The following is a 25,228-nucleotide window of genomic DNA, read 5'->3' on the forward strand; positions in this document are numbered from 1 at the left end:
TAGCCCCTCCGATTACTAGTTCTACCTGCTCGCATGTCTGCCCCTGCTCCCGACGTAATTCCGCTCCTGCTGGTTGATGATCATCCCGTGATAGTGGAAGGCATCAAAAACATGTTGCGGCCGGAAGAAGATCTTCAGGTAATTATTCAGGCGCACTGCGGCACCCAGGCCCTGGAGCTGCTGGCGGCCCACCCCGAGGTGCGCGTGGCCATCCTCGACCTGAACATGCCCGAAATGAGCGGGGTGGAACTGGCCCAGGCCATCCGCACGCGCTGGCCCCAGGTGCGCGTGCTCATTCTGAGCATGTTCCACGACCACGCCACGGTGGCCGACGTGCTGGCGGCGGGCGGTTCGGGCTACGTGCTCAAAACGGCCAGCCGGGCCGAGCTCAGCAACGCCATCCGGCGGGTGGCGGCGGGCCACACCTACTTCAGCCAGGACGTGGCCGATACCCTGCTCCAGAACCTGCAGATTCCCTCGGCCCTGGAAGCGCGCCAGAAGCCCGCCCTCACCGGCCGCGAGCAGGAAATTCTGGAGCTCATTGCCCGCGAGTATTCCAACCAGGACATTGCCGAGTCCCTGTTCATCAGCGAGCGGACGGTGGAAACCCACCGGCGCAATCTGTTTACCAAAACCAAGTCGAAATCGGTAGTGGGCCTGATTCAGTACGCGCTGCGCAACAAGCTGATTTCCTAGCGGCCTCCTGCCTAAGTCCGCTCCCGGCCGTATCGGACGCCAGGCGGCTCCATTTCTGAATTACCCACGGACGCTGAGCCCCCGCGCCGGCCCGACGGCGCCCGTTGGCCGGCGCGGGGACTCAGCAGAAAAGGGTCCCGGGAATCGGGGCGCTTCGGCCGCTCAGGCAGGTGCTGGCGGCGGACTGCAATCAGGAAGAAATAGTGCCAAATCGGCCCCCGAAATCGGTAGCCGGTCCGTTCCGGGGGCGGGGCGGGCCCAGGAAACCACGTGGGCGACTTGCGGGGCACGGGGAAGAAACGGGCGGTGGTGAACGGGAAAATGTCCGCAGGATAAGGCGGTAATTGGCTGATAATAGGTTGGATATCCATTTCGGGGGCCGATGGGGGTGGAGCCCGGAACGGCAACGGTATCCGTACTGGTACGGAGGTGAAAAATAAGGGCTGCTACCTATTTACATTTAACCAATAAAAAATATACCTTAGCATCGTTCAATCAAATAATAATATCGTCATGTTTGACTGGTTGAACCACCCGCTGAAACAGACCTGCAGGAACGTGTTGCACAGCCTCCTGCTTTTTCATCAACCTGCTCATTTTTCTACTCTCTAACGGAAAACACGCCATGGCTTCGAAAATTCTATCCTTCATTTGCCACGTACCGGGTATGGCCCCGGGCAACTACTCTTCCGCTCCGGCCCCAAGCGCCACCAAACCCGTGGAGCGCCGGGCCGAAAGCCGCCGGTCAACGCCGCAGCAGGCGGGCGGACATTTCACGGCCATCTACGAAAATGAGCGGTTCGTGCGCTTCAAGTACATCAACAACAACTAAGCGAAGGGCTCCGCGGCAGCCGCACCGCCGAAAAACGGTAGGGCGGCTCTTCTTTTCAGGTATCTTATAGGCGAGAGGCGTTGTCTTTCCGGGAGGAGGGGCGACGCCTCTGGTGCGTTGGACGGGAGCGGGCCCGGCAATTGGGCTAACTTGCGCCCCTGTTCATCCGTTTTGCGTGCATGATTAACTCGATGGTTCGCGTGGTGGCACCCTGGCTGGTGCTGCTTGGTATTTTGGTGGCGGTTCCGGGCTTTGCCCAGGAGCCTTTCATCCCCGAAGAAAACACCTGGTACGGGGTGGTGGCCCGCAGCAGCGGCCGCTCCCTCGACATCACCAATGCCTCGGCCGAGGCCGGCGCCCCGGCCATTCAGTGGGAGTTCACCCACGCCAACAGCCAGCAGTGGCGGTTTGTGCCGGCTGCCAAGGGCAGCAGCTTCTTCCGCATTGAGGCCCGCCACAGCGGCCAGTGCCTGACGCTGGAAAAACCCGACGAAAACGCCCCCCTGGTGCAGCGCCCCTGGACGGGCAGCTTTTACCAGCAGTGGAAACTGGTTCCTTCCGGCCCGCTGGGCAGCTTTCTGCTCATCAGCCGGGGCAACGACAAGTGCGCGGCCCTGGCGGCGTCCGATAAGTTCAACGGCACACCCGTGGTGGGCCAGCGCGTGCAGAACCGCGCCACCCAGCAGTGGACGCTGTTTAAGCTGCACCTGAACGTGGACCTGAGCCAGCCCGGCTTCGGAGTGCCCGAGCCGCTGCTGAGCCTGAACACGCCCGGCAACGAGCTGCAACCCGTCGTGTCGCCCGATGGCAATACGCTGTACTTCAGCCGGACCCGCTTTGCCGGCAACCTGGAGGGCGTGACTGAATCGGGCGACATCTGGGTGAGCACCTCCGCCAACCGCGGCCGCACCTGGGCCCCGGCCACCCGCTTCGATGCGCTCAACACAACCCAGAACAACGGCGTGATGGCCCTGGTCGACGACGGTAAGACGCTCATTGTGCGCGGCCAGTACCAGCGCGATGGTTCGTTTCAGGACGCGGGCCTGAGCCGGGCGCCCCGCAACGGCGGCGGCAAGAACAACCGGCCGGTGGCCCTGGAAGTGGCCAATTATTACTCGGCTGGCCCGGCTACTTCCTTCTTCGTGACGCCCGACCAGCAGTTTATGCTGCTGAGCCTGGAGCGGGGCGACTCCCAGGGCGCCAACGACCTGTACGTGAGCCGGCCTACGCCCGCGGGCCTCTGGACCGAGCCCTTCAACCTGGGCGCGGTGGTGAATTCGCCCGGCTTCGAGTTTGCGCCCTGGCTGGCAGCCGATGGCAAGACGCTCTACTTCAGCTCCTACGGCCACGCCGGCTACGGCTCGGCCGACATCTTCGTGACCACCCGCCTCGACGACTCCTGGACCCGCTGGACCGAGCCCCGCAACCTGGGGTACCCTATCAACGGTCCCGGGTTCGATGCGTACCTGAGCCTGACGGCCGATGAAAAGCAGGCCTACTACGCTTCCTCGCGCACGGCCAATGGCCCCGCCGACCTGTTTCGCACCGCTACCGGCGTGGCCCCGGCCGCCCTTGTAGCGGATACGGTGCCCAAGCCCGCCCTCGATGCTGCCGCCGCCCCGCGCACCCTGCTGGCCGGGCGTACCATCGACGCCAAAACCGGGCTGGCCCTGGCCACGGAAGTGAAGGCCAACCGCCTCACCGCCGATCTGGTGTTCAACGCCACGGCCCGCACCAGCGAGTCGGCGGGCAGCTTCCAGCTGTCGTTGCCGCCGGGCCGCTACCGCCTGCAGGCCACCCGCGCGGGCTACCTCACCGCCACCGATACCATCACCATCACGGGCTCGCGCAGTTTGCTGCTCTCGTTGGTGCCGGCTGCGGTGGGCTCCAGCCTGGAGCTGCCCACGCTGATTTTCGCCCAGGGCAAGTACACGCTACTCCCCGCTTCCTACACCGAGCTCAACCGCCTGGCCCGCACTCTGGAAGACAACCCCACGGTGAACATCCGCCTGGAGGGCCACACCGACGACCAGGGCCGCCCCGAGCTCAACGTTCAGCTTTCCGAAGAGCGGGTGGCGGAAGTCAAGCGCTACCTCGTGACCCGGGGCGTGGCGGAGCAGCGCATCAGCACCATCGGCTACGGCGGGGCCCGGCCGCGGGCTTCCAACGCCCGCGAGGAAACCCGCAAGCTCAACCGGCGGGTAGAATTCACCATTGTCAAATAGGGCCCTCGGCTTTGACGGCCCCCGGCCCGCTGATTTTCGTATGCACGCACTGATTCGCCGGGAAGTGGCCCTGCCGGAGTTGCCCTCGGCCTCGGGAGCTGAAATTGTGGGCGACGTAGCCTACCTGATCGGCGACGACTCGCCGTTTCTCTACCAACTCAACGCGGCCACGCTGGTGGCAGGGCAGCGCACGGCCCTGTTCGAAACCGTGCATTTCAGCAGCGGCCGGCTGCCCAAAGACCTCAAGCCCGACCTGGAGTGCCTCACGGCCCTGACCACGCCCGCCGGCGAAACCGGCCTGCTGGTGCTGGGCTCGGGCGCCACGGCCGCACGCGAGCAGGGCTTCTGGGTGCCGCTGACCGCAACGGCCGCCGGGGGTGCGGGCACCACGGTGTATCCGCTGGGCTTGCAGGGCCTCTACGCGGCGCTGCGGCCCCACCTGCCCGCGGGCGTTACGCTGAACCTGGAGGCCGCCGCCGCCACCGCTACCGAGCTGCTGCTGTTTCAGCGCACGGTGGGCGCCGCCCGCGGGAACCTGCTGCTGCGCCTGCCCCTGACCGCCACCCTCGATTACCTGCACCGCCGCCGCGCCCAGCCCCCGGCCGTCAGCGCCCAGCTGTTCGAGCTGCCCGCCCTCGATGGTAAGCCGGCCGGCTTTTCCGGCGCTACCTGGTTTGCGGGCCGACTGCTGGTGACGGCTTCGGTGGAAGATACCCAGGATGCCGTGCTCGATGGGGCGGTGCTGGGCTCCTTCGTGGGCGTGCTGGCCCTGCCCGGGCCCGGGCGCCACCAGGTGCTGCCCGCCACCTTCGCCCACCTGGCCTGGCCCGACGGCCGGCCCTACCGCGGCAAGGTGGAAAGCGTGGCCGCCTACCGGGAACGGGCCCCCGGCTGCTTCGAGCTGCTGCTGGTCACCGACGACGATGCCGGTGGTTCCACAGCCCTGACGGTGGAGCTAACGCTTTGATTCGCGGCGGGTAGGCGGTTGAAAAACGGGGGCGGCGCGGGTCGCAGAACGGAATTAAACCCGGCGGCGCGGGGTTTAGCAGGCGGTGCCGGGCCCGGCTGGCAGGCGCTATCGAATCTTATCAAACTGCCGCGTATGATTCTGTTCTCCACCCGATTTCTCTACCCCGTCAGTGCCGTGAAGCTGCAGGAGCAGCAGGGGCTGCTGCCCGCCGAATTTCTGCAAACCCTGCAGCAGTTGCGGCCCTTCCTGGAAAAGGAAAAAGCCTACGGCACCGTCTGCACCACCGCCGCCACCTCGCCCCGGGGCCAGCAGCTGGTGATTTCCTACCGCAAAAGCTACTCCTCGGACCAGGGTTTCGTGATTGAAATTCTGGATGCCGAAGTAGTGCAGCCCCTGGCCCGGGCCGCGTAAACTGCCGCACTAATTAAAAACGCCCGTTTTCTTCGGAAAGCGGGCGTTGCAGTTTGAAAATTGTCTTCATGCGGTGTAGAGACGCATATTTGCGTCTCGTCGTTGAACTGGCCTTGAATCATTTGGCCAAATCCGTATGGTAATCCCTCAGGCCCCGCGCCGCCAGATAAAGCCGTCGAGCACGTAGTGGGTGGCCTGGGGCAGGGCCAGCAGGGGCACGAGCAGGGTCAGCAGGGCCGAATCGGATACGGCGGGCAGGTGCTGGAACCAGCCGAATACGGCCGCATGCTCCCGCCACACCAGCCCGTCCCAGAGGCCTTCTTCCAGCAGGGCCAGCCCCAGCAGCACGCCCACAAACGCCAGCACACCGTAGCGCCCCTGCCACCAGGTCCGGGCTGCCGGGCCCGCCGCGGTGGGCGCCGGCTGGCTGGTGGTCCAGATCAGGGCCAGGTAGGGAATGCCGTGGGCCACCACGTTGAGCAGGGTAAAGGCCAGGTCGCCGTTGAGCAGCACGATGCCCACGTACCAGGAGGCCGCCGTGCCCAGCAGCAGCAGGTTGCGGGGCCAGTTGAATTGGCCCGTGCGCCGCACCTGTTGCGTTTCCTTCACCAAGTAGCCCAGCAGCAGCGCCGCGTACAGCACCGTGAGCCCCAGGCGGCCCGCCGGCCAGTCGCGCTGCACAAAATCACCCTCGATAAACCAGTTGAAGTGCCGGGGCGCCGAGAGGTGCCACCAGAGCAGGGGGTAGAGGGTGGCGGCGTAGATCAGAACCGTATCGAGGTGGCGGCTGAAGCGGTTAGCCGCTTCCTGGCGGCTGTAGAGACGCAGGAAGCCGTACTGCTGGCGGATGAAGTGGAACACGGCCGCGTAGGCCAGCACCCGCCAGAACCAGAAGCCGCCGCCCACGGCGTGCAGGGCCACGCCGGCCGCGTAGCAGGCCAGCGGCACGGCCCAGAGCAACGTCCGGAACCGCCGCCGCCGGGTGCGGTCGAAGTAGGTGCGGAACAGGGTGCTGTAGACGTGGGCTACATCGATGAACACCACCAGGCTCAGCCAGGTCCAGAGCGGCATCTGGGAACCGGTGCGCAGGGCCGGGGGCAAGGCCGCCACGGCCAGCAGGGCCAGAAATGGCGGGGCCAGAATCCAGAACCCATCGAAGCCGGCCGAGCGAATCCAGGGCTGGCGGTCCGGAACCCGGCGGGGCGGCGGTGGGGCAGGAGCAGGCAGAATAGCGGGCGGCATAGTCCCGAAAGTAGCACTTGCGCCGGATTTGCGCAGCGCCAGCTTCTTCCAGAAGCCGTCGGAACGGCGGAGAGACGCAAGGTTCTGCGGCTCATTGTTGAACAGGCTGAACAGGGCCGGATAGATAACAGCCGCAACGACGAGCCGCAAAATCCTGCGTCTCGACACTATTCATTCCGGGTATCACCTAGCAGTAATTCCCCGGCGTAAGGCGCGCTGGTGTCAGGGCCCGGGGGCGGGCGGGGGCTGGTAATCGACGGGCAGAAACTCGCCCATCTTCTCGAAGCCCCAGTAGCCCTCGGTCAGCAGGGCCAGCGGGTCTTCGGGCAGGCCGTTGGGTTGCAGCGGCACCGACGGGTGCAGCAGGTGCAGCACCGATTCCTGCCGGTCGAGGCCGGCGGGCAGGCGTTGGCCGGGCGCGGCCTGGCGGGCCGTGTAGGCGACGTAGGCCGGATCGGCGGGTTCGGCCTCGTAGGCCACCACCAGCAAGTCGGGGAATTGCAGGTTGACCGCGCCCGAGCCGGCCTCCTGGTGGCGGTAATCGGCGGGGGACAGAGGCTGAGTAAACAGGTATTCCAGCTGGCGCGGCACTTGCAGCAGAGCCGCCAGCGAATCGTCGAAGCGGGCGGGATTGGCCAGGCGTGAAGCCGGCGCCCCGGCCCGCATGAGGGCTATCAGGCTGTCGGCGCGGGGGCGGGCGGGATTAGGCACCCGGCGCAGGCGCTGCACCCGGAACCCGGCCGCCCCCACCTGGTTCTGGTGCACGCTGCGCAGAAAGTGGGGCAAGGAGCCCTGGTAGGCCCGCTGACGGTTGGCGTCCCAGCGCTGCTGCTCCCGGCGGGAGCGGGCCCGCAGCGGCTCAAACACCGGCGAGCCGTAGAACGACGTCCAGCCCTCGGCAAAATTAAGCCGGAACTCAAGGCCGTAATAGCGGATGCGGTAGCCCAGGGCGCGGTTTTCCACGGTCAGAAAATCGGGGCAGGTGGCCGTCAGCTCGTTGGTTTGGGCGTCGTATTCCACCCGCACGGCCGCGGGGTTGCGGATGCGGCACTGGCGGGAAAAGGTGGTGCTGCCCAGAAACGTGTCGGCGAATTTGCGGTAGTCGTCGGGGTTGTTGGCGTGGGGGCGGATGACTACTTCGCCCAAGGCGTTGGCCGCCGGGGGCAGCCGGAAGGTCAGCTCCTGGGCTGTGGTAGTGACCGTCAGCGGCTGGCGGCGCAGCTGGTAGCCCAGGTAGGACGCCACTACCTCGTAGCGCCCGGCCGGCACCTGCCCGAAGCGGAAGCGCCCGGCCTCGTCGGTAGTGGTGCCCAGGGTGGTGTTGGCCAGAAACACGGTGCCGAAAGGCAGGGGCTGCCGGGTCACGGAGTCCAGCACCACCCCGCTCACCGGCGCCTGGGCGCGGGCCGTCAGCAGGGGCAGCAGGAGCAGGATCAGGAGAGTAACCCACCGCCGTAGGGTAGACGGGCGAGAAAACAAGGTCAGCCGATAAGTCATTTTTAGATAACTACGATTTATCCGTAATTCTACGAAATATTCGTAATTAAAAAATGAATGCCAGTTTCTGCTTCGGTCCGACGACTACCAGCCGTCGGACAGGGTGGGCCTGGCTAACCGGCGGCCAGAGCTTCCTGCGCGGCCCGGACTCCCTGGTCGAAGCCTTCCTCGAAAATGGAGATGCCGCTCAGGTCGGTGTGGGCCAGGAAGAGCTTCTGCTGCCAGGGCCGGGCGGCGGCGGCCCGGGCCGGGCCCCACAGGAAGCCGGGCGTGGGGGCCACCATGCCGTGGCCCCAGACCCACACGTCGGCGCGCTCGACCAAAGGAGGGAGGCCGGGGTGGGCGGTTTCGAGCTCGGCCAGGGCCTGGCGCACCCACTCGTCGTAGCTGGTCTGGTAGGCCTGGCGGCGGGCGGCGGCGGGGTCGGGGGCGGCGAGGGGGCGGTACCAGGTGATAACCCGGGCACCGGCGTCGGAGAGGCTCAGGCGCTGGTGCCCGGCGTCCACGTACCCCACCGATGCGGTGCCGTAGAGCACGTTGTCCCAGCTCAGGGGCTGGCCCGGGCCCTGGGGCAGGCCCGGCACGGTCAGGTTGACCACCACCCAGGGGGCGCGGTGGCAGGGCAGGGCGCGGTGGGCGGCGGGGGGCAGAGTGGCCAGCAGCCGCTCGGTAATGAAGAGGGGCGTGGCCATAATCACCCGGCGGGCCTCAATGCGGGTGGTTTGGTGGGTGCGCACGTCGTAGCAGTCCACGGCCAGGCCGGTGGGCGTGTCGTGGAGGGCGAAGGCCACGGTATCGGGGCGGAGGGGGGAGCGGGCCTGGCGGCGCAGGGCGTCGGTCAGGAAGCCGTTGCCCTGGGGCCAGGTGAGCACATCGGAGCCGGTGGCGTTGTGGGCGCGGCCCTTGCGGCTGGCGAAGTAGTGCAGCCCCGCCCAGGCCGATACCTGGGCGGCCGACGCGCCGTAATCGTCGCGGCAGCTGTAGTCGAGGTACCAGCGCAGGTAGGGACTGGTGAAGCCCTGCTCGTCGAGGTAGGCCGCAAACGTTAGCTCATCGAGGCGGCGGAACTGCGCATCGCGGGATGACTCCCGGACCGGGATGCGGAAGGCGTCGCGGCCGTCCTGGCCCACGGCCCGGCGCAGGTCCTCAATCAGGCGGAAGAAGCGGGTTATCTGGGCTTTTTCGGCGGCGGGCACGCCCAGCTCCGGCACCAGCCCGCTCTGCCAGTGGCCCTGGATGAAGAGCCGTTCCTCGGGGTCGTGGCAGAGGTGGTACTCGTTGTAGACGGGCAGGCCCGAGGCCGCCTCGAAGCCGGTGATAACGCCCGCTTCGCGCAGGAAATCCAGCAGGGCGCGGTTGCGCACGTCGGGCACGGGCAGGTAGTGGGCCCCCCAGGGATAGGCCGAAACGCCGTTGCGGCCGGCCCGGGAGTTGCCGCCGGGCTGCTCATCGAGCTCCACCAGCAGCAGCCGGGCCGGGTCCAGGCCCTGCCGCTCCAGCTCGCGCCGGGCCGCGAGGCCGGCCACGCCCCCGCCCACAATGAGCACCTCCACCTGCTCGGTGCGGGTGGGGGCGGGCAGGCGGGCGGGGTCGCGCAGCAGGTGGCCGGTGGCGTGGCTGGCCCCGTGCAGACTCCCGCTAATGTGGCCGCGCCCGGTGCCCGGCGCGCAGGAGTGCAGCCCCGCCAGCGGCGCCAGTAGCAGCCCCGCACCCCCCAGGGCAGTACGTTGCAGAAAATGACGGCGGGAAGGCATGGGGAGTAGGGTTTTGAGGGACTGGGGGACTGAGTTTTGGGGGCTAGGGGATTGGGGGACTGGGTTTTGGGGGCAGGTTTTGGGTAGCTGGGTAGGTTCTGTCATCTTTCTTCGCCGCTTGATGCGCGGAATGCTCAGGATGACAGAAATCACCCAGTCCCTCAGTTCCCCAGACCCTCAAAACCCTAATGCACGTACGGGCCCCAGTCTTCCTCGAAGTAGCGGACCAGGGCCTGGTTGTTGAGCTGGTTGATGTCGGTGGGGATTTCGCTCATGTCGGGGGGGAAGAAGCGCATGTCGCGGATGGTGGCGGGCGTCACGTAGCGCAGGCCGGCGGGCAGGGGGCCGGCATCGGGGCGCCAGTGGCGGTTGCGGCCAGCCAGCACGAAGCCCCACTCCCCGAACGAGGGCACGTAGCAGTGGTAGGGCAGGGTGGTGAAGCCGGCGGCTTCTAGGGTGTGGGCCACGCACCAGAACGAGCGGCGGGCCACGTAGGGCGAGGTGCTCTGCACTACCACCCAGCCGCCCGGAGCCAGCCGCCGCTCCAGCTCCCGGTAAAACGCGGCCGAGTAGAGCTTGCCGATGGAGTAGTTGCCGGGGTCGGGGAAGTCCACCACGATGCAGTCGTAGCGGGTGGTATCCTGGCGCACCCACTGGTAGGCGTCGCCGTTGATGACCTGCACTTTGGGGTGGAGCAGGGCGCGCTGGTTGAGCTCGAGCAGCATCTGGTTGTGCTCAAACAGGTGGGTCATGCCCGCGTCGAGGTCCACGAGGCGGATGCTTTGCAGCTGCGGATACTTGAGCAGCTCGCGCACGGCCAGCCCGTCGCCGCCGCCCAGCACCAGCACTCGGCGGGCCCGGGGCAGGGCCTGCATGGCCGGGTGCACCAGGGCCTCGTGGTAGCGGTACTCATCGGCGGAGCTGAACTGCAGGTTGCCGTTGAGGAACAGGCGCAATTCCCGCTGGTTCTTGGTGAGCACCAGCCGCTGGTAGGGCGTGGTTTTGGAGTAAATCACCTGGTCCTGAAACGCCAGGCCTTCGGTGTAGGTCTGCAGGCGCTCGGCGTAGCCGAAGCCCACCGCCAGGGCCATCAGCGACGCCACCAGCGCCCCGGTGAGGGAACGGCGGAAGGGGCGGGTTTCGGGGAAGCGGTAGAGGGCCACCCCGGCCACCACCACGTTCAGGGCCCCGCACAGCAGCGAGGTGCGAATCAGCCCCAGCTGGGGCACCAGCACCAGCGGGAACACCAACGACGCCAGCAGGGCCCCGATGTAGTCGAAGGTGAACACCCGCGACACGAGGTCCTTGAATTCGAAGCGGTTTTCCAGAATCCGCATCAGCAGCGGAATTTCCAGGCCCACCAGCACGCCCGTGAGGCCCACCAGGGCGTAGAGCATCAGCCGAAACGAGCTCACGTACTCGAAGAGCACGAACAGCAGCGGCGCCGAAAAGCCGCCCACCAGCCCCACCAGAATTTCGAGGCGGATAAACCAGCGCAGCAACGAGCCGCCCAGGTAGCGCGAGAGCCAGGAGCCGATGCCCATCGAGAACAAATAGGCCCCGATGATGGTGGAAAACTGCATCACCGAGTCGCCGAGCAGGTAGGAGGCCAGGGTGCCCGCAATCAGCTCGTAAATCAGCCCGCAGGTGGCAATCACAAACACGGAGCCCAGCAGCAGGGCCGGGCGGTAATCGGGCCCGGCGGCGGCCGGGGCAGCCCCGGAGGCCGCCCGCCGCGCCCGGCGCACGGGCACTTTATCCATGAATGGCGGAGCTGATAATCAGGGCCACGGCAATCATAAATGCGGCTCCCATGATGGCCAGGGCCGTATTGTGCTCCTCGATGATTTCCTTCCAGAGCATGCGGGGCGTGAGCTTCTCAATCACGATGAAGCTGATGACCAGAATCACGATGCCCAGCACCGAGTACACCACCGACGAAATAATGAGCTTGAAGTTAAGGTATTCCATGAGGAAGAGTTAGGAGTGGGGAGCTAGGAGTGAGGAAATAGGAGATGATGTCGAAGGGGGGCGAAAGCGAAAACGCTAATCAGCAACGAGCAGAACAAACGAATTCTGTCTCCTAGCTCCTAGCTCCTCAATCCTGACTCCTCACTTATGAAAATACAGGGCGCGGCCGCCGGAGCCGTGGGCTCGACCGGTGCCGTTGAGGTTGGGAGAGGCCTCGTTGTCGTCGCCGAGCAGGCGCTGGCCCGAGAGGCCGGCCCACACGAAGCTGCCGTAGACCAGCACGGCAAACAGGGCGTAGAAGCGGATTTTCCAGAGGGAGCGGAACCAGTCCATGGCGGGGCAGCAGAAGGTCAGGAATAGGGGCTGAAGTCACTGTTTTCCCAGCGCGAGGATTCGTGGAAGGCCCGCCGGGCGTAGATAAAGCCGGGGTAGAGCAGCAGCAGCACCAGGGCCAGCACGGCGTTGGAGCCAGCCGTGGCCCGGGCCTGCACGGTGGCCCGGAACTGGATGGCCTCCGACTTGCCGGGGTCGGCTACGGGGTAGAAGTTGAGGTGGTAGGGCCCGGCCGGCACCTGGCTGAGCAGGGCTTCCGCATCCTGGTTACCCTCGTGCCAACTCTCGCCGTCTTCCACCCCGGAGTAGTACTCCAGGTTGCCGGTAGCCGCGAACTGCTGGCCGGTCTGCTCGTTTACCAGCGCGTAGGGCAGCTCCACCCAGTTGTTGTTGAGGCTGGCCCAGAGCTTCACCGTGAGGGCGCCGGTGCCGGGCACCGTAAACGAGGGCGACACCAGCACCGGCCGCTCGGCGCCGCTGGTCAGTGCCGGCTGGCCCAGCGAGTCCGGCGCGGCGGCCATCGGGGGCGCAGTCACGAACTCGCGGTTGAATACCGTTTCGTTGCCCCACATCATGAGGTATACGTGCGTCAGCACCACGGCCAGGGCCATGAGCAGCGAAAACGTGGCCAGCTGGGGCCAGTTGGCATGGCCCGGGGCCGGCTGGGCCGCGCCCACGCCGTTGCGGTAGGGCAGCCGGCTCATGGTTACCCCGAAGGCCTCGGCCACTTCCCGGGGCTCCAGGTGGCGGGCCCGAAACCAGTGGTTATTATTCTTGTTCTGTCGCTCGCGCACCAGCATCAGGGGCGGACTGATATATTCCGAAATAGTCAGGCTCTCATCAGCCAAAATATTCCAGTCGAATTCGCCCTCGGCGTAGAGCACCCGGGGCGAGTAGCGGTTGTAGAGCTGGTAAGTGGCCTCCATCGTTTCCACGTGGCCGCCGGGCGTGGGGCGGTACTGCTCGTCGGTGGGCTCAATCAGCAGCCAGTGGCCCTGGAACACGGCCAGCTGGCGGTTGGCCCCGGTGGTTTCGTGGCGGAGCTGAAACTCCTCCCAGCGGTAGTTGGGCGACTTGGCCTCGCAGCGCCACTGGTAGCCCGTAACGCGGTAGGTTTCGCCCTCAAACTGGCCCGTGCTGCCCAGCGCCAGCGGCCGGGTGTGGCGTGGCGTCTCCTTGAAGCGGCGCAGCTGCTTGGGCGCGCCCGTCTCGGGATACTCAAAGAACACCTGGCATTCGGGGCACCCGAAAAAGGCGCTATGCAGGGCATCGTAGTAGCGCACCTCGTGGGCGCAGTGCGGGCACTTGACGGCGGCCGGGGCAAACTGGGCGGGCTGACTCATCGGCGCACTTCGGTTTTGCTGGTTTCGGTAGCCCCGAAAAAGGCCAGCGTAGCCGCGTACAGCTCCCGAGCGCGGTCGGCGTTGTCGCGGCGGAAGTTGCTCAGAAACACGTCGAAGGTGGCCAGGCCGTGCTCGGGCCAGGTATGAATGCTCAGGTGCGACTCAGTGAGGGCCACCACGGCCGTGAAGCCGCCCTCCTCGAAGGCGTGGTAGGCGCTGCCCACGGCCGTAAGCTGCTGCCGGGCAATCTGGCCCGCGAAAAAATCCCGGCAGGCGGCCATGTCGCGCAGGGCCGGAGCCGGGGCCGTAAACGTGGCCAGAATATGCAGGCCGGGAGCGTAAGAATCCATTCAGTCACCTAATCTCCCGCCCCGAACCACCGGGCCAGGCCCCGGCAAGTTAGCAAAACGGGGAATGAGTGAAGTAGTAAATGAGTGAAGTAGGGAATGAGTGAATGAGTGAGCGGGACGGTCATTGCGAGGAGGCACGACGACGCAATCCGTCCTTCACGCAGTCTAAATCCCCAAGCAACCACAAAGCCCCTAACGTGCGGACGTCAGGGGCTTTCTAGTAGGTCGAAGTTCGGGAGAAGGGGAAGGGCGGATTGCTTCGCGTAGCTGGCAATGACCGTCCCGCTCACTTATTCACTCATTCCCCGCTTCACTCATTTACTACTTCACCGGCGGGGCCTGGGCCTGAATCCAGGTGCGGATGACGTCGAGGGCGGCGCTGGCGAAGACGGGGGAGGGCTGGCCGTCGATGAGGGGCCACTCCGTGATGGGGGCCTGGAAGAAGTGGTTGAGGCCCTCGAGGCGGCGGGCTTCCACCGCTTTGCCCTTAAGGCCTTTTTCGAGCACGCTCAGGTTGGCACTGGCATTTACCACCACATCATCGGCGCCGTGCACCAGCAGCACCGGGCACTGCACCTGGGCCAGCTCCCGCTGCGGGTAGAAGTGCAGGTAGGTGCGCACCCAAGGCGTGGTCAGGCGGGTGGCGGCGTTGGCGTAGGCTGAGTCGGGCAGGCCGGGGGTGCTCTGGCGCAGGGCGTTGGCCACCAGCTTCTGGGCCAGCTCGTCGGTGAGGTTCTGGCGCACCAGTTCCAGCAGGGGGCGTTGCTGTTTGGCCAGGGCATCAAGGCGCTTTTTCTCCTCTATTTTCTGCCGCAGGTATTGCTGCTCTTCCTGAATCTGGATCTGGGCAGCGTTGGCCCCGCTGGCGCGCATCTTCTCGATTTTCTGCTGGGTAGCCACGTTTTCGGCGTTCTGCCGGCGTTGGAGCTGGTGCAGGAGGGTATCGGCCACGGCCGCGGGGCGGCCCAGCCCCAGCTGGGTGCTGAGTACATCAATGCCGGGCAGACCGGCCGCGGCCAGCGTTACCACGAAGGCGGGGGGCAGGGGACGGGCAGCCGCCAGCAGCGCAATATTACCGCCTTCGCCGTGGCCCAGCAAACCCAAGTGGCCGGCATCCAGCAGCTCCTGAGTGCGCAGAAAAGCCAGGGCTGCCTGGGCATCGCGCACCCGGTCTTCGGGGCTGGCCAAGGCGCTTTGGCCCTGCGAGCCCTCCACGCCCCGGTCGTGCAGGCGCAGAACGGCCACGCCGCGTCGGGTCAGGTGGTCGGCCACGCCGCCCAGCAGCTTGTAGGCGCCGTACTGGCCGTCCTGGTTCTGCGGGCCCCAGTCGGAGAGCAGCGCCACGGCCGGGAAGGGCCCGGCCCCGGCCGGAATGGTGAGTGTGCCTTTCAGGGAAATCTGGTCGGCTTCATTGCGCACCGTTACCTCCTGCACGCGGTAGGGCGGCGGGAAGCGGAAGGTTTTGGGCGGGGCCGCGGGCGGGGGCACGAACGACAGCGTGAGAGCCGCCTGGTAGCCGGGCTGGCTCCAGGTGCCCACCAGCTGGTTTTCGGCCGTGCGCAGGCCCTTGAAACGGCAGCCCACCTGCTCGGCAAAGAATACGACCGTGTCGCCGTGCTGTTCTACCAGGGTGGGGATGCGGTTAATGCGCTGGGGCGCCACATTGAGCACGGCAAACCGGTTGCCGCTGGCCAGTTCCGTGACAATAATCTGGATGGGCAGACTGCCCCCGGGTACGGTCAGGGGGCCCTTCCATTCCCCTTCCAGGGAATACTTGCCCGGACTCTGCGCACCGGCCAGCCCGGGCAGCAGCAGCAACGTCAGCAGCAGCATAGCCCGCCCGACGTAGTTTCTGAGTGCAGGAAAGCAGGTAGGAGGCATCATCATCGGGCAGAAAGCAACTAGGTAGAGAAGGACGTAAGCAGGAGGGAAAGATAGCGGAATCAGTAAGCGGTAAGCGAGGCGGCCAGTTTAGGGCAGCAGCACGCGGTTAATCACGTGCACCGTTCCATTAACACACTGCACATCGGGAATCACCATGCTCGCCGCGGCCGTATTGCCGGCGCCCTGCACCGGGAGCACCCCGTCGGTGAAAGCGCCCAGCTTGAGCGTGCCGCCGCCCAGGGTCCGGAGCGTGCCATTCTCGGGCAGCTCAGGCGTGAACTGGCCGCCCGGCACGACGTGATTGAGCAACACGGCCGTGACGGTGGCCTTGGGCAGGCGGCGAATATCGGCGGGCACGTTCAGGGGCACGCCCAGCAGGATGCCCAGGTCGCGGAACGCCTGGTCGGTGGGGGCAAACACGGTGAGCTGAGGGCTGCCGGGCGAGGCCGAAAGGGCGCCGGCCAGGTCGGCGTAGAGCACGGCTTCTACCAGGAAGCTCAGCTCGGGGGTGGTAAATACCTGGGCTTCCTTGAGGGCAATGGCCGATTGCACAATGTCGGCCCCGGTGGCCAGCAGCACCTTGTCGATGGGGTGCACGGTACCGTTGGCGGCTTTCACATCGGTGGCCAGCAGGCGGGAGCCGTTCACGTAGCGTACGCCGTTGCGCTCTATAATGCGCCGGTCCACCGTCAGCAGTGAGCCCGACGCTGAGCCGGGCGTGAGGCTGCTGCCGGGCAGGTTGCCATTGGCCACGTGGTAGAGCAGGGTGCTGGTCAGGAAATCCTTGTTGAGTCCCGTCAGGTCGGCGGCCGAGCGCAGGCCCAGGCGGGCGAAGGCGGCATTGGTGGGGGCAAATACAGTGAAATTGCCGCTGGCGTCATTTGGATTTTTATTCGAAAGCACGCCCGCTACTCCGCCGCGTACAGCTGCGTCTTCCAATAATTGGAAATCCGGATTGAGCACGGCAATGCTGGCAATGGAAGGATCGGCCTCCTGTTTGTCGGAGCAGGCGGTGAGCGAGCAGCTGGCAGCCAGCAAAATCCCGAAAGTGGTGGTAAATAGGTTTTTCATAGGATGAGGGAGCTTTTTGTGTGTCTTTCAGCTACTTTTGCTGACAAGCTCGGGTACTAACGAAAACAAAAGTTCACCGGTTTTATGGGATTAGCAAACCAACTGAACTTTTGTTTTCGTAGGTCAGTCGAAAAGCAAAAGTCCCTGATTTTGATTTGCTGATTCAAAATGGGAATTGTGTTTTTTTGATTCGCGTTAACCTAATTCTTTTTTCGGACCCAACCTCTACCTCTTCGATGAACACCTTCTACTTCTCGCCCATTGCGGCCATTTTACTGCTGAGCGCAGTGACTACCCAGGCTCAGAGCTTGAGCAGCGGCTTTCTGCCGGGTAAAAAACACGGGTCCATTTCGGTTTCTACCACTCAGGAGTGGTACAAGCAGGTGTACCTGGTGCCGGAGAAAATAGACCAGGTGCCCATATTCGACCGAATCCGGATTCAGTCGGTAAACCTGTATGCCAATTATGGTATCACCGATAAGATTGAGGCCGTGGTGAGCCTGCCCTTCGTGCGCTCCGAGGGCCACGCCAGCCCGCAGGTGCTCCAGGACGGCAATTATACCAATGTGCGCCAGGGCCTGCAGGACGTGACGGGCCTGCTCAAGTTCAAGGGCTATTCCACGGAGCTGGGCAGCAGCATTCTGAACCTGCTGGGCGTGGTGAGCGTGAGCACGCCGGCCAGCAACTACAAGAACGAGCAGGGCCTGGAGTACATCATTGCCATCGGCAACGGCGCTACCAAGGTCTCGACCTCCGGTATTGCCCACCTGCAGACGGCCTCCGGTGTGTTCGTCACGGGCCAGACGGGCTATAGTGTGCGCTCGGGCCGGGTACCCAATGCCTTCCTGGCCGAGGCCAAGGTAGGCTACGCCGGGCCGCTGTTTTACGTCGATGGCTGGGTGTCGTATCAGAAATCGGCCAGTTCCGGCACCGACATCCTGCAACCCGGCTTCGACAACTTCTTCCCCGCCACCCGCGTCGATTTCACCCGCGTGGGCCTGAGCGCCTTCCGGCCCCTGGCCCAGGGGTTCGGGCTGGTACTGGGTGCCAGCACCTACGTCGGCGGCCGCAACGTGGGCAAATCCACCGGCCTGACCGGCGGCCTGGCGTATAATTTCTAGTTGCCGGTTATCAGTTGTCAGTTGATAGTTGTTGGTTGTCGGTGTCCAGTTGCCAGTTTGTCCTTATAGCCATCAACCAACAACTAATAACCAACAACTGACAACCAACAACTGACAACCAACAACTCTCAACCAATAGCCAACGAGCCCTGCCATCCGTGGCGGGGCTTTTTCGTATGCCGTTGCGGGGGCGGGCCGTACCTTCGCCTGCGTCCGTTCTCTACTTCCACCACCCTTCCTTTTCCGCATGACGATGACCACCTCCCGCCTCGAGCACGATTTCCTGGGCGAACGAACCATTCCGGCCGACGCTTACTACGGCATCCAGACGCTGCGCGCCCTCGAAAACTTCGCCATTACCGGTATTCCGCTCAAATCGGAGCCGCTGTTTGTGCAGGCGCTGGCTTACGTGAAAAAGGCCGCCGCCCTGGCCAACCACGACCTGGGCGTGCTGCCCGCCCCCATTGCCGACGCCATCGCGCAGGCCTGCGACCGGGTAGCCAGCGGGGAGTTCGACGACCAGTTTCTGACCGATATGATTCAGGGCGGGGCCGGCACGTCGGTGAACATGAACGCCAACGAGGTCATTGCCAACGTGGCCCTCGAAATCATGGGTCATGCCAAGGGCGAATATCAGTTCTGCCACCCCAACAACCACGTCAACTGCTCCCAGAGTACCAACGACGCCTACCCCACGGCTTTCCGCATCGCGCTCAGTCATAAGCTGGTGGGCTACAGCCAGGTGCTGGGCGAGTTGGCCGAGGCCTTCGGGGCCAAGGGCGAGGAGTTCCGCGACGTGCTTAAAATGGGCCGCACCCAACTCCAGGACGCCGTGCCCATGAGCATGGGCGACGAGTTTCGGGCCTTCGCCACCAACCTGCGCGAGGAGCTCTCCCGCATCGAGGATTCGCGCCGCCTTATCAGCGAAATCAACATGGGCGCCACGGCCATCGGCACCGGCCTGAACGCGCCCCAGGGCTACGCCGAGCTGGTCACCAGGCACCTGAGCCGCATCAGCGGGCTGGATTTGGTGCTGGCCGGCGACCTGTTCGAGGCCACCTACGATACGGGCGCCTACGTGCAGCTCTCGGGCGTGCTCAAGCGCACGGCCGTGAAGCTGAGCAAAATCTGCAACGACTTGCGCCTGCTCTCCTCGGGCCCCCGCTGCGGCATCAACGAAATCAACCTGCCCGCCCTGCAGCCCGGTTCCAGCATCATGCCCGGCAAGGTAAATCCGGTGGTGCCCGAGGTAGTCAACCAGACGGCTTTCTACGTCATCGGGGCCGATCTGACGGTGACTATGGCCGCCGAGGGCGGGCAGCTCCAGCTTAACGTAATGGAGCCCGTCATCAGCTTCGCCCTGTTCACCAGCATCAGCTACATGACCAACGCCTGCCGTACGCTGCGCGAAAAGTGCGTGGTGGGCATCACGGCCAATAAGGAACACGCCGAGCGTCTGGTGCTGGGCAGCATCGGCATTGTTACCCAGCTCAACCCCGTGCTGGGCTACGAGGCCTCGTCGGAAATTGCCAAGGAAGCCCTCAAAACCGGAAAATCGGTGTACGACATTGCCGTGACGGAACGCCGCCTCCTGTCCCAGCAGAAGTGGGATGAAATCTTCACCTTCGAAAACCTCATCCGCCCGGACTTTATCCGGTAAGCTGCCATTTCTAATCAGTAAGGCAGCGCAAACGCCGCCTGCTCCTGTTGGGGCAGGCGGCGTTTGCGCTTTTGGAATACTGAATAGCAATCATGTTGAAGTTGGCGTCAGCAGTAATAAGGAATGAGCAGCCAGCGCCGAACTCTGGGGCAGGAAAGCCAAACTGGTATGTAGCAGCCCTGGCTTTAACACACTGGCAATCAAAAGGCCACATTTTGCTGCCATCTGGGCGGTTTATGCTCTTGTTTGCAATACTTTATTCTACTTTTGCGTCTGTCACGAGATAAGTATCTGATTACTTGGTCTTAACCGCATTGCGGCCCTTTGGCTGATTTTTCAAGGAGTGATCCGTTGTTTTCAGGCATTACGCAGTTGCTTCACCCTTCTTTCGCACCTTTCCATTAACCTATAAAGCCGTTCCTGCATGAAAGCACGTTTAATCACTTGGCTCAGCAGTCCGCTGAACCGCACTCTAAGGGCTCAACCCGAAGGGCTAGGAACTGTACTGCGCCTGTTTCTGGTACTAATGACGCTGGGCGCAGGCCTGAACGCCCAAGCCCAGACTTCCTGCACCTCCACCAGTACCCTGGATTTCACTTCAGCCAGTTACAACGGCAATTGGGCGAATCGGAGTGCAACGGCGGTTCCTGTGGGCTCACAACTGACGACAATAAGTACGGGTGCGCTTGTCTCTGGCAATGGCACTGCTTCTCTTGCCGTTGATAATTCATTTGGTTCTCAACTATTATCCTGGGATACCAACTACGCCACTACTTCAACTAACACGTCTACCATCACCTTCACGTTCAACCGGCCAGTAACCAACGTGCAGATCCGCGTGGCGGATATTGACCGGGCAAACAATGGCGACAATGATGGCTACGTTGACCGCGTAACGTTTACCGGGGCTAACGGCGGTGCGGCAGTTACACCGGTGCTGACGAAATCCGGCAGTAACGACGCAAGTGTCTCTATCAGCGGAAACGTAGCTAGGGGAGTCCTTACAAATCCTACTGCTCTTAACTCCATTGTAACGGCTACGTATGAACTACCCATTACAACATTAACATTGGTCTACGATGGGAATGCTACAAGCCGCAATAACCCTAATGCTCAGGCCATCGGCATTCAGCGGATAACCTTCTGTGCGGCTCCGCCAAAGGCCGTGGACGATGCAGCCACCGTGAGCTATACCTCTACGGCGGCGCTGAACGTGCTGGGCAATGACCAGATTGATAATGCGGCGCTGGCTCCCACTACGGTGGACCTCGATGCTGCCACGACCGGTGTACAAAATACCGTTACAGCGGCTAATGGGATTGTATACTTGGCTAATCCTGCAGGGGCTATTACCTTCACCAACCCGGGTAACTACGTTGGTACCAGCGTTCTTACGTATTCCGTGGCCGATGCCAACGGGCAGCGGTCAAATAATGCCACGCTGACACTCACGCTCACCAACGCAGCCCCGGTGGCCGCACCTGTAAGCACCGCGCTGCTGAGTAGTGCCCCCCGGACTCTGCTTAACGCCTTCGCTGCTACCGATGCCAACGGTGACGGAACTATTGCCAACTACAAGTTCCAGGTGCCTTCCACTACCCTGGGCTCTTTCTACACCGCACCCTCCGGCGGCACGGCCCTGGCTGCCGGCAGTCAGCAGACGCTCACTTCGGCCAACACGCTGTATTTTGACCCAAACGGTACTGGTAACGGCTCTATCACCTTCGACTACACGGCTACTGATAACGCGGTGCCGGCGCTGACGTCCGCGGCGGCTACCTACACCATCAGTCTGGCCAACGTAGCCCCCGTCGCCGCGGCAATTTCCACCCCGGTCATTAACAATAACGGGTCGACCACGCGGACGCAGCTGCCCGCATTTTCGGCTACCGACCCCGATGGAACCGTAGTAAACTACCAGTTCACGGTTCCGGCGGGTGGTTCCTTCTACACCACTGCAACCGGCGGAACGGCCCTGGCTGCGGGCAGTGTCCAAACGGTGGCCCCGGCACAGGCGCTCTATTACCTGCCCACCGGCTCTACTACGGCCACAGTCGCCTTTACGTACACCGCCACCGACAACGGCAGCCCCGTGGCTACCTCGGCTCCGGCCACGTACACCATCAACATCAACCAGGCGCCGGTGGCCGCTGCCCAATCGGTTACGGTGATCAAAACCGCCGGTCGGACGCTGCTGCCGGCTTTCTTTGCCACCGATGCCAATGGCAACGGCACCGTAACCAGCTACAGCATCACGCTGCCGGCCAGCACCCCATTGGGTTCTTTCTACCGGCAAGCCAGCGGCGGACCGGCTGTAACCGGGGTGCAGACGTTCACCGCCGCCCAGGCCAATTCGCTTTATTTCGAACCTGTGCCATCCGCCGCCGATGGCTCGCTGTCGTTGAGCTATACGGCCACCGATGGAACGCTCACTTCGGCACCCGCCGCTTACACGGTGGCCGTTGCGGCCAGCCGAACAATAAGCGGGCGGGTATTTGAGGACGTGAACTACGGCGGGGGCAGCGGGGCTGATTACGCCACGGCCAATGCCAGCGCCACGGCTTCCGGCTTTGCCGCCACCCAGGCTGGCAATACTGACCGCATCGGCCGGTCCGGTGTTCGGGTAGAGTTGTACCGGAATAATCTGCTGGTCTCAGCTGTCAACACGGCGGCAACCGGGGTGTATAGCTTCACGAACCTGGATCTGAACGTAACCTACACTGTGCGCGTGGTTACTAGCACCCTCACTTCGGTGCGAGGTACCCAAACTGTTGTAGCGGTGCCCACCTACATAGGCGCCGGCCCGCTGGCTAGTGAGCAGGTTGGGGGAAGCAATCCGGCGGCGGCAGATGCCGCGGCCAACAACACTAATGGTACAGCTCTGCCTGCTGCTGCCCAGGTGACCTACGCACTGGCTGGCTCAGCCGGAGCTACGAACGTCGATTTCGGCTTCAGCTACGATGTGGTAGTTAATACCAACGATACGGGGTATGGCTCGCTCCGGCAGTTTGTGGCCAATGCCAATGCGCTGTCCAACGCGAATCTTGATCAGCGGCCATTCAACAGCAACGGGGCCGCCATGGGGCGCGATTTTCCGGCCGGTGAGGAAACGTCCATCTTCATGATTCCCGGCGGCGTAGTACTGCCAGGTCTGCGCAGTGGCCTGACCAGCCAGTTGCGCAATGCCGCCGGTACCGTAGCCTCCACCGGCAACCGGCGCGCCCTGATTAACACTACGACCAGCCTGGCGATTACCGGCCCGGGTACCATCGTGGATGGCACTACCCAGACGACGCTGCTCGATTCGAATACCGGCCAGCTGGGCAGCGGTGGTACAGTAGGCGAGCAGGACAAGGCGCTGGCCCAGGTAAACCGGCCGGAAGTGGAAGTCTCTTCTGGCGCCGCTTCCAGCTTCGCCGTATCCGCCAGCAACGTAACGTTGCGTGGGCTTTCCGTACACGGCGGTACGGTAAGCGTGAGCGGCTCGGCCACCGCAAATTTTCTGGTTGATGCAGCACTCATTGGTATCAATGCCTTTGATTTGGCCGTGCCCTCGGCTAACCCAACCAATGGCATTGGTCTTACGCTGGCCAACCTGTCGGGCACGGTGCAGAACAGCATCATCGGCTACGCTGGCAGCTCGGGACTCAATTACTCGGCTGGTGGAGGCGTGGCCAACAGTGGCTATACGATTCGCCAGAACGAATTCGTGGAGAATGGCCGCACAACGGCCGGGGGCGATGCGCTCAGCATTGGCGACCAGGGGCCGGCCGGTCCGCTGCTGATCGAGGAAAACCTGATTCGCCTCTCCAACAGCAGCGGCATTCAGTTTGATATCGGCCGGGTGAGCGACAACGTCGTGCGCAACAATACCATTCGCGACAACGGCGAAGGCGGTTTGTCAACGTCGCGGCTGGAAGGGTCGGGTATTCAGTACCTGGCCCGCGCTACCCCCTTGGCGAGCACCAACTCCGACTTGATTGAGCTCAACACCATCACCAGCAACCAGTCGTCGGGCATCGTCATTAACGTGGGGCAGAACAAAGTGCGCATCACGCGCAACTCCATTTTTGCAAACGGCAGCCGCACCGATGCCTTGGCCAAAGGCTTGATCAGCATCGACTTCACAACCCCTGACCGGCGGGTTGGCGGTACAGCCGACTACGGCCAGGGCGACGGCGTAACGCCCAATGATGGCAAAATCAACACCATTCAGGGTGCTCCTTATGTCAATCAGCCCAACAACGGCATCGACTACCCCGTTATCACCGAAATTGCCAAAACCGCAGACGGCAAGCTGCGCGTGAAAGGCTACGTGGGCTCGGCTCCCGGCCAGACCTTATTCGGGGGCGCCATCGTGGAAATCTACAGTGCCAACGACACGGATGCCAACCAGAACGGTCCTACTGTGGAAGGCGGCTCCGATAACGTAGCGCACGGCGAAGCACAGAACTACGTGGGCACCCTCACCGCGGCGGCCGATGGCACGTTCGACGTAACGCTGGCGAATGTGGCCACGGCCATCAACGTTGGGGATAACATCACGGCCACGGCCTACCTGCCCGCTTACGGCACCTCCGAAGCCGGAGTGAATCAGGTCAGTACCTTCGAAGTACCCTTGCCGGTGGAGCTGACGCAGTTTACGGCTCGTAGTGTTGGCCCGGATGCTGAACTGAACTGGGCCACGGCCCTAGAACTCAACAACGACCGTTTTGAGGTCGAGCGCAGCCAGGACGGGCGTGCGTTTGTTACAATAGGTACAGTAGCCGGCATGGGAACTACGGCCGTTGGTGCTGCTTACTCCTTCTCCGATAAAGGCGTGGGCCAGCAGTACAGCCGCTTGTATTACCGCCTTCGCCAGGTTGATACCGACGGAGCCCGGACCTATTCCGCCGTGCGTACCTTGCAGTTCGCGACGCTAAGCCGCAACTCGGTCCGACTCTACCCGAACCCCGCCCACCACCAGGCCCAACTGGATTTGCGGGCACTCCCCGCCGGTGAGTACCACGTAACGGTACTCGATGGGCTAGGACGGAAAATGCGTGAGTTCACCGCCAGTGGTGGCGTAGAAACCGAGGTAGATATGCAGGGCATGCCCGTGGGTAGCTACATTCTGCAGGTGCAAAATGGCTCTCAGTATAGCACGCTGAGACTCGTGAAAGAAGACTAGCGCTACACTGCGTATTAACGACAAAGCGGAAAATGCCCTCGAATGAGAGGGTGTTTTCCGCTTTGTTGCATCTATTGTAGCCCATAAAGGCTGTTAGGACAACCACCCGGGCGAACATAACGGGGGGTATGAACCAGTATTCCGGCAAAATAGCGGGGCTCAAATGTGTATGAAATGCAGTGCCACCTGGTTCTGCCACTGGTACCCGTACGCCCGTAAGATAGCCGGTCACAGATAGAAGAATCCGCTGCTCCTGGGTGCCGCCGGCCCAGGCGATGGCTATGCTCAGGGCCTGCTCAAACCCGGCTGGCCGGGACTCCTTCGGCAGGCTAGCCAGGCACTGGCCCTACTCCTCATCAGATAATTCTGGGAATCACCCGATGCCGAAGCCGATGGGGTAGGCGGATAATCACCTGCAGCAACACCTGGCAGGTACCGACGCGGCGGGCGGGCCGACGCAGCTTGATGGCTGCTGAACAGTTCATCGGAAAGTCTTTACCAAGCTCCAATATGTCTAAAAACGTAAAATCGGCCCCTCTGATTGCTCAGAAAGGCCGATTTTACGGCTATGTGGCAGTTTTAGTGCCTAAAAGTACCCAGAGCCGGGATCGAACCGGCATATCTTTCGATATCGGTGTTTGAGACCGACGCGTCTACCAGTTCCGCCATCTGGGCAAGTAACCGTTCCTGCTGGTAGC

At 63.4% G+C, this 25,228-nt stretch carries 18 protein-coding genes and 1 tRNA gene; 8 read left to right on the forward strand and 11 right to left on the reverse strand.

Translation table 11 applies throughout. From position 1 onward, the window contains the following. Positions 1–33: 33 nt before the first annotated feature. The 5 genes from KLP40_RS05860 to KLP40_RS05880 all read left to right on the forward strand — a co-directional run bounded on the left by KLP40_RS05860 (position 34) and on the right by KLP40_RS05880 (position 5,134). Positions 34–696, forward strand: coding sequence for a response regulator (locus KLP40_RS05860; RefSeq protein ID WP_215592822.1), 663 nt, complete (start codon positions 34–36; stop codon positions 694–696). Between the two features lie 625 nt (positions 697–1,321). Next, the gene (locus KLP40_RS05865) at positions 1,322–1,528 is read left to right on the forward strand and encodes a hypothetical protein (protein WP_215592823.1); all 207 of its coding nucleotides are present in this window, start codon (positions 1,322–1,324) and stop codon (positions 1,526–1,528) included. A gap of 179 nt (positions 1,529–1,707) precedes the next feature. Next, complete coding sequence (locus KLP40_RS05870) at positions 1,708–3,753, forward strand: RICIN domain-containing protein (protein WP_215592824.1); 2,046 nt, start codon at positions 1,708–1,710, stop codon at positions 3,751–3,753. A 40-nt stretch (positions 3,754–3,793) separates the two neighbouring features. Further along, positions 3,794–4,720: a DUF6929 family protein gene (locus tag KLP40_RS05875; protein WP_215592825.1), complete on the forward strand. Its 927-nt coding sequence runs from the start codon at positions 3,794–3,796 to the stop codon at positions 4,718–4,720. A gap of 135 nt (positions 4,721–4,855) precedes the next feature. Further along, complete coding sequence (locus KLP40_RS05880) at positions 4,856–5,134, forward strand: hypothetical protein (RefSeq protein WP_215592826.1); 279 nt, start codon at positions 4,856–4,858, stop codon at positions 5,132–5,134. A 147-nt stretch (positions 5,135–5,281) separates the two neighbouring features. Here KLP40_RS05880 and KLP40_RS05885 read toward each other — a convergent pair whose 3' ends face one another. The 10 genes from KLP40_RS05885 to KLP40_RS05930 all read right to left on the reverse strand — a co-directional run bounded on the left by KLP40_RS05885 (position 5,282) and on the right by KLP40_RS05930 (position 16,579). Further along, positions 5,282–6,376 carry a hypothetical protein gene (locus KLP40_RS05885; protein ID WP_215592827.1) on the reverse strand — a complete coding sequence of 365 codons (1,095 nt, stop codon included), beginning with the start codon at positions 6,374–6,376 and terminating at the stop codon, positions 5,282–5,284. 222 nt (positions 6,377–6,598) lie between these two features. Then, positions 6,599–7,855 carry a carboxypeptidase-like regulatory domain-containing protein gene (locus KLP40_RS05890; RefSeq protein ID WP_215592828.1) on the reverse strand — a complete coding sequence of 419 codons (1,257 nt, stop codon included), beginning with the start codon at positions 7,853–7,855 and terminating at the stop codon, positions 6,599–6,601. A gap of 131 nt (positions 7,856–7,986) precedes the next feature. After that, positions 7,987–9,627, reverse strand: a complete 1,641-nt coding sequence (locus tag KLP40_RS05895; protein WP_215592829.1) for an NAD(P)-binding protein — start codon at positions 9,625–9,627, stop codon at positions 7,987–7,989. A 185-nt stretch (positions 9,628–9,812) separates the two neighbouring features. Beyond that, positions 9,813–11,390 (reverse strand): polyamine aminopropyltransferase, encoded by a 1,578-nt coding sequence (locus KLP40_RS05900; protein WP_215592830.1) that lies wholly within the window; start codon positions 11,388–11,390, stop codon positions 9,813–9,815. After that, positions 11,383–11,598 (reverse strand): DUF350 domain-containing protein, encoded by a 216-nt coding sequence (locus KLP40_RS05905; protein ID WP_215592831.1) that lies wholly within the window; start codon positions 11,596–11,598, stop codon positions 11,383–11,385. The genes KLP40_RS05900 and KLP40_RS05905 overlap by 8 nt, the downstream gene beginning before the upstream one ends. A gap of 141 nt (positions 11,599–11,739) precedes the next feature. Further along, entirely contained in the window at positions 11,740–11,931 is a 192-nt protein-coding gene (locus KLP40_RS05910; protein ID WP_215592832.1) for a hypothetical protein, read from the reverse strand. A gap of 17 nt (positions 11,932–11,948) precedes the next feature. After that, complete coding sequence (locus tag KLP40_RS05915; protein ID WP_215592834.1) at positions 11,949–13,274, reverse strand: DUF4178 domain-containing protein; 1,326 nt, start codon at positions 13,272–13,274, stop codon at positions 11,949–11,951. After that, positions 13,271–13,624 carry an S-adenosylmethionine decarboxylase family protein gene (locus tag KLP40_RS05920; protein WP_215592835.1) on the reverse strand — a complete coding sequence of 118 codons (354 nt, stop codon included), beginning with the start codon at positions 13,622–13,624 and terminating at the stop codon, positions 13,271–13,273. Before KLP40_RS05920 ends, KLP40_RS05915 begins: the two co-directional genes overlap by 4 nt. A 321-nt stretch (positions 13,625–13,945) precedes the next feature. Beyond that, positions 13,946–15,511: an alpha/beta hydrolase gene (locus KLP40_RS05925; protein WP_215592836.1), complete on the reverse strand. Its 1,566-nt coding sequence runs from the start codon at positions 15,509–15,511 to the stop codon at positions 13,946–13,948. 84 nt (positions 15,512–15,595) lie between these two features. Beyond that, on the reverse strand, positions 15,596–16,579 hold the full coding sequence (locus tag KLP40_RS05930; protein ID WP_215592837.1) for a fasciclin domain-containing protein: 984 nt from the start codon (positions 16,577–16,579) through the stop codon (positions 15,596–15,598). A 236-nt stretch (positions 16,580–16,815) separates the two neighbouring features. Between KLP40_RS05930 and KLP40_RS05935 the strand changes: the two genes are divergently transcribed. From KLP40_RS05935 to KLP40_RS21525, 3 genes are all read left to right on the forward strand, one after another. Beyond that, positions 16,816–17,700: a hypothetical protein gene (locus KLP40_RS05935; protein ID WP_215592838.1), complete on the forward strand. Its 885-nt coding sequence runs from the start codon at positions 16,816–16,818 to the stop codon at positions 17,698–17,700. A 247-nt stretch (positions 17,701–17,947) separates the two neighbouring features. Beyond that, positions 17,948–19,360, forward strand: coding sequence for an aspartate ammonia-lyase (aspA, locus tag KLP40_RS05940; protein WP_246558661.1), 1,413 nt, complete (start codon positions 17,948–17,950; stop codon positions 19,358–19,360). 526 nt (positions 19,361–19,886) lie between these two features. Then, positions 19,887–24,530, forward strand: coding sequence for a T9SS type A sorting domain-containing protein (locus KLP40_RS21525; protein WP_394369987.1), 4,644 nt, complete (start codon positions 19,887–19,889; stop codon positions 24,528–24,530). Positions 24,531–25,123: 593 nt separating this feature from the next. Here the strand turns inward: KLP40_RS21525 and KLP40_RS05950 are convergent. After that, positions 25,124–25,205 (reverse strand) — tRNA-Leu (locus tag KLP40_RS05950). Positions 25,206–25,228: the final 23 nt, after the last annotated feature.

The organism is Hymenobacter piscis, from assembly GCF_018760735.1.
Taxonomy (GTDB): domain Bacteria; phylum Bacteroidota; class Bacteroidia; order Cytophagales; family Hymenobacteraceae; genus Hymenobacter; species Hymenobacter piscis.

Excerpts from the sequence above, each read along its gene's own strand:
- KLP40_RS05860 (WP_215592822.1), top strand. The coding sequence starts at position 34 with ATGTCTGCCCCTGCTCCCGACGTAATTCCGCTCCTGCTGGTTGATGAT.
- KLP40_RS05865 (WP_215592823.1), top strand. The coding sequence starts at position 1,322 with ATGGCTTCGAAAATTCTATCCTTCATTTGCCACGTACCGGGTATGGCC.
- KLP40_RS05870 (WP_215592824.1), top strand. The coding sequence starts at position 1,708 with ATGATTAACTCGATGGTTCGCGTGGTGGCACCCTGGCTGGTGCTGCTT.
- KLP40_RS05875 (WP_215592825.1), top strand. The coding sequence starts at position 3,794 with ATGCACGCACTGATTCGCCGGGAAGTGGCCCTGCCGGAGTTGCCCTCG.
- KLP40_RS05880 (WP_215592826.1), top strand. The coding sequence starts at position 4,856 with ATGATTCTGTTCTCCACCCGATTTCTCTACCCCGTCAGTGCCGTGAAG.
- KLP40_RS05885 (WP_215592827.1), bottom strand. The coding sequence starts at position 6,376 with ATGCCGCCCGCTATTCTGCCTGCTCCTGCCCCACCGCCGCCCCGCCGG.
- KLP40_RS05895 (WP_215592829.1), bottom strand. The coding sequence starts at position 9,627 with ATGCCTTCCCGCCGTCATTTTCTGCAACGTACTGCCCTGGGGGGTGCG.
- KLP40_RS05900 (WP_215592830.1), bottom strand. The coding sequence starts at position 11,390 with ATGGATAAAGTGCCCGTGCGCCGGGCGCGGCGGGCGGCCTCCGGGGCT.
- KLP40_RS05905 (WP_215592831.1), bottom strand. The coding sequence starts at position 11,598 with ATGGAATACCTTAACTTCAAGCTCATTATTTCGTCGGTGGTGTACTCG.
- KLP40_RS05910 (WP_215592832.1), bottom strand. The coding sequence starts at position 11,931 with ATGGACTGGTTCCGCTCCCTCTGGAAAATCCGCTTCTACGCCCTGTTT.
- KLP40_RS05915 (WP_215592834.1), bottom strand. The coding sequence starts at position 13,274 with ATGAGTCAGCCCGCCCAGTTTGCCCCGGCCGCCGTCAAGTGCCCGCAC.
- KLP40_RS05920 (WP_215592835.1), bottom strand. The coding sequence starts at position 13,624 with ATGGATTCTTACGCTCCCGGCCTGCATATTCTGGCCACGTTTACGGCC.
- KLP40_RS05925 (WP_215592836.1), bottom strand. The coding sequence starts at position 15,511 with ATGATGATGCCTCCTACCTGCTTTCCTGCACTCAGAAACTACGTCGGG.
- KLP40_RS05930 (WP_215592837.1), bottom strand. The coding sequence starts at position 16,579 with ATGAAAAACCTATTTACCACCACTTTCGGGATTTTGCTGGCTGCCAGC.
- KLP40_RS05935 (WP_215592838.1), top strand. The coding sequence starts at position 16,816 with ATGAACACCTTCTACTTCTCGCCCATTGCGGCCATTTTACTGCTGAGC.
- aspA (WP_246558661.1), top strand. The coding sequence starts at position 17,948 with ATGACGATGACCACCTCCCGCCTCGAGCACGATTTCCTGGGCGAACGA.
- KLP40_RS21525 (WP_394369987.1), top strand. The coding sequence starts at position 19,887 with ATGACGCTGGGCGCAGGCCTGAACGCCCAAGCCCAGACTTCCTGCACC.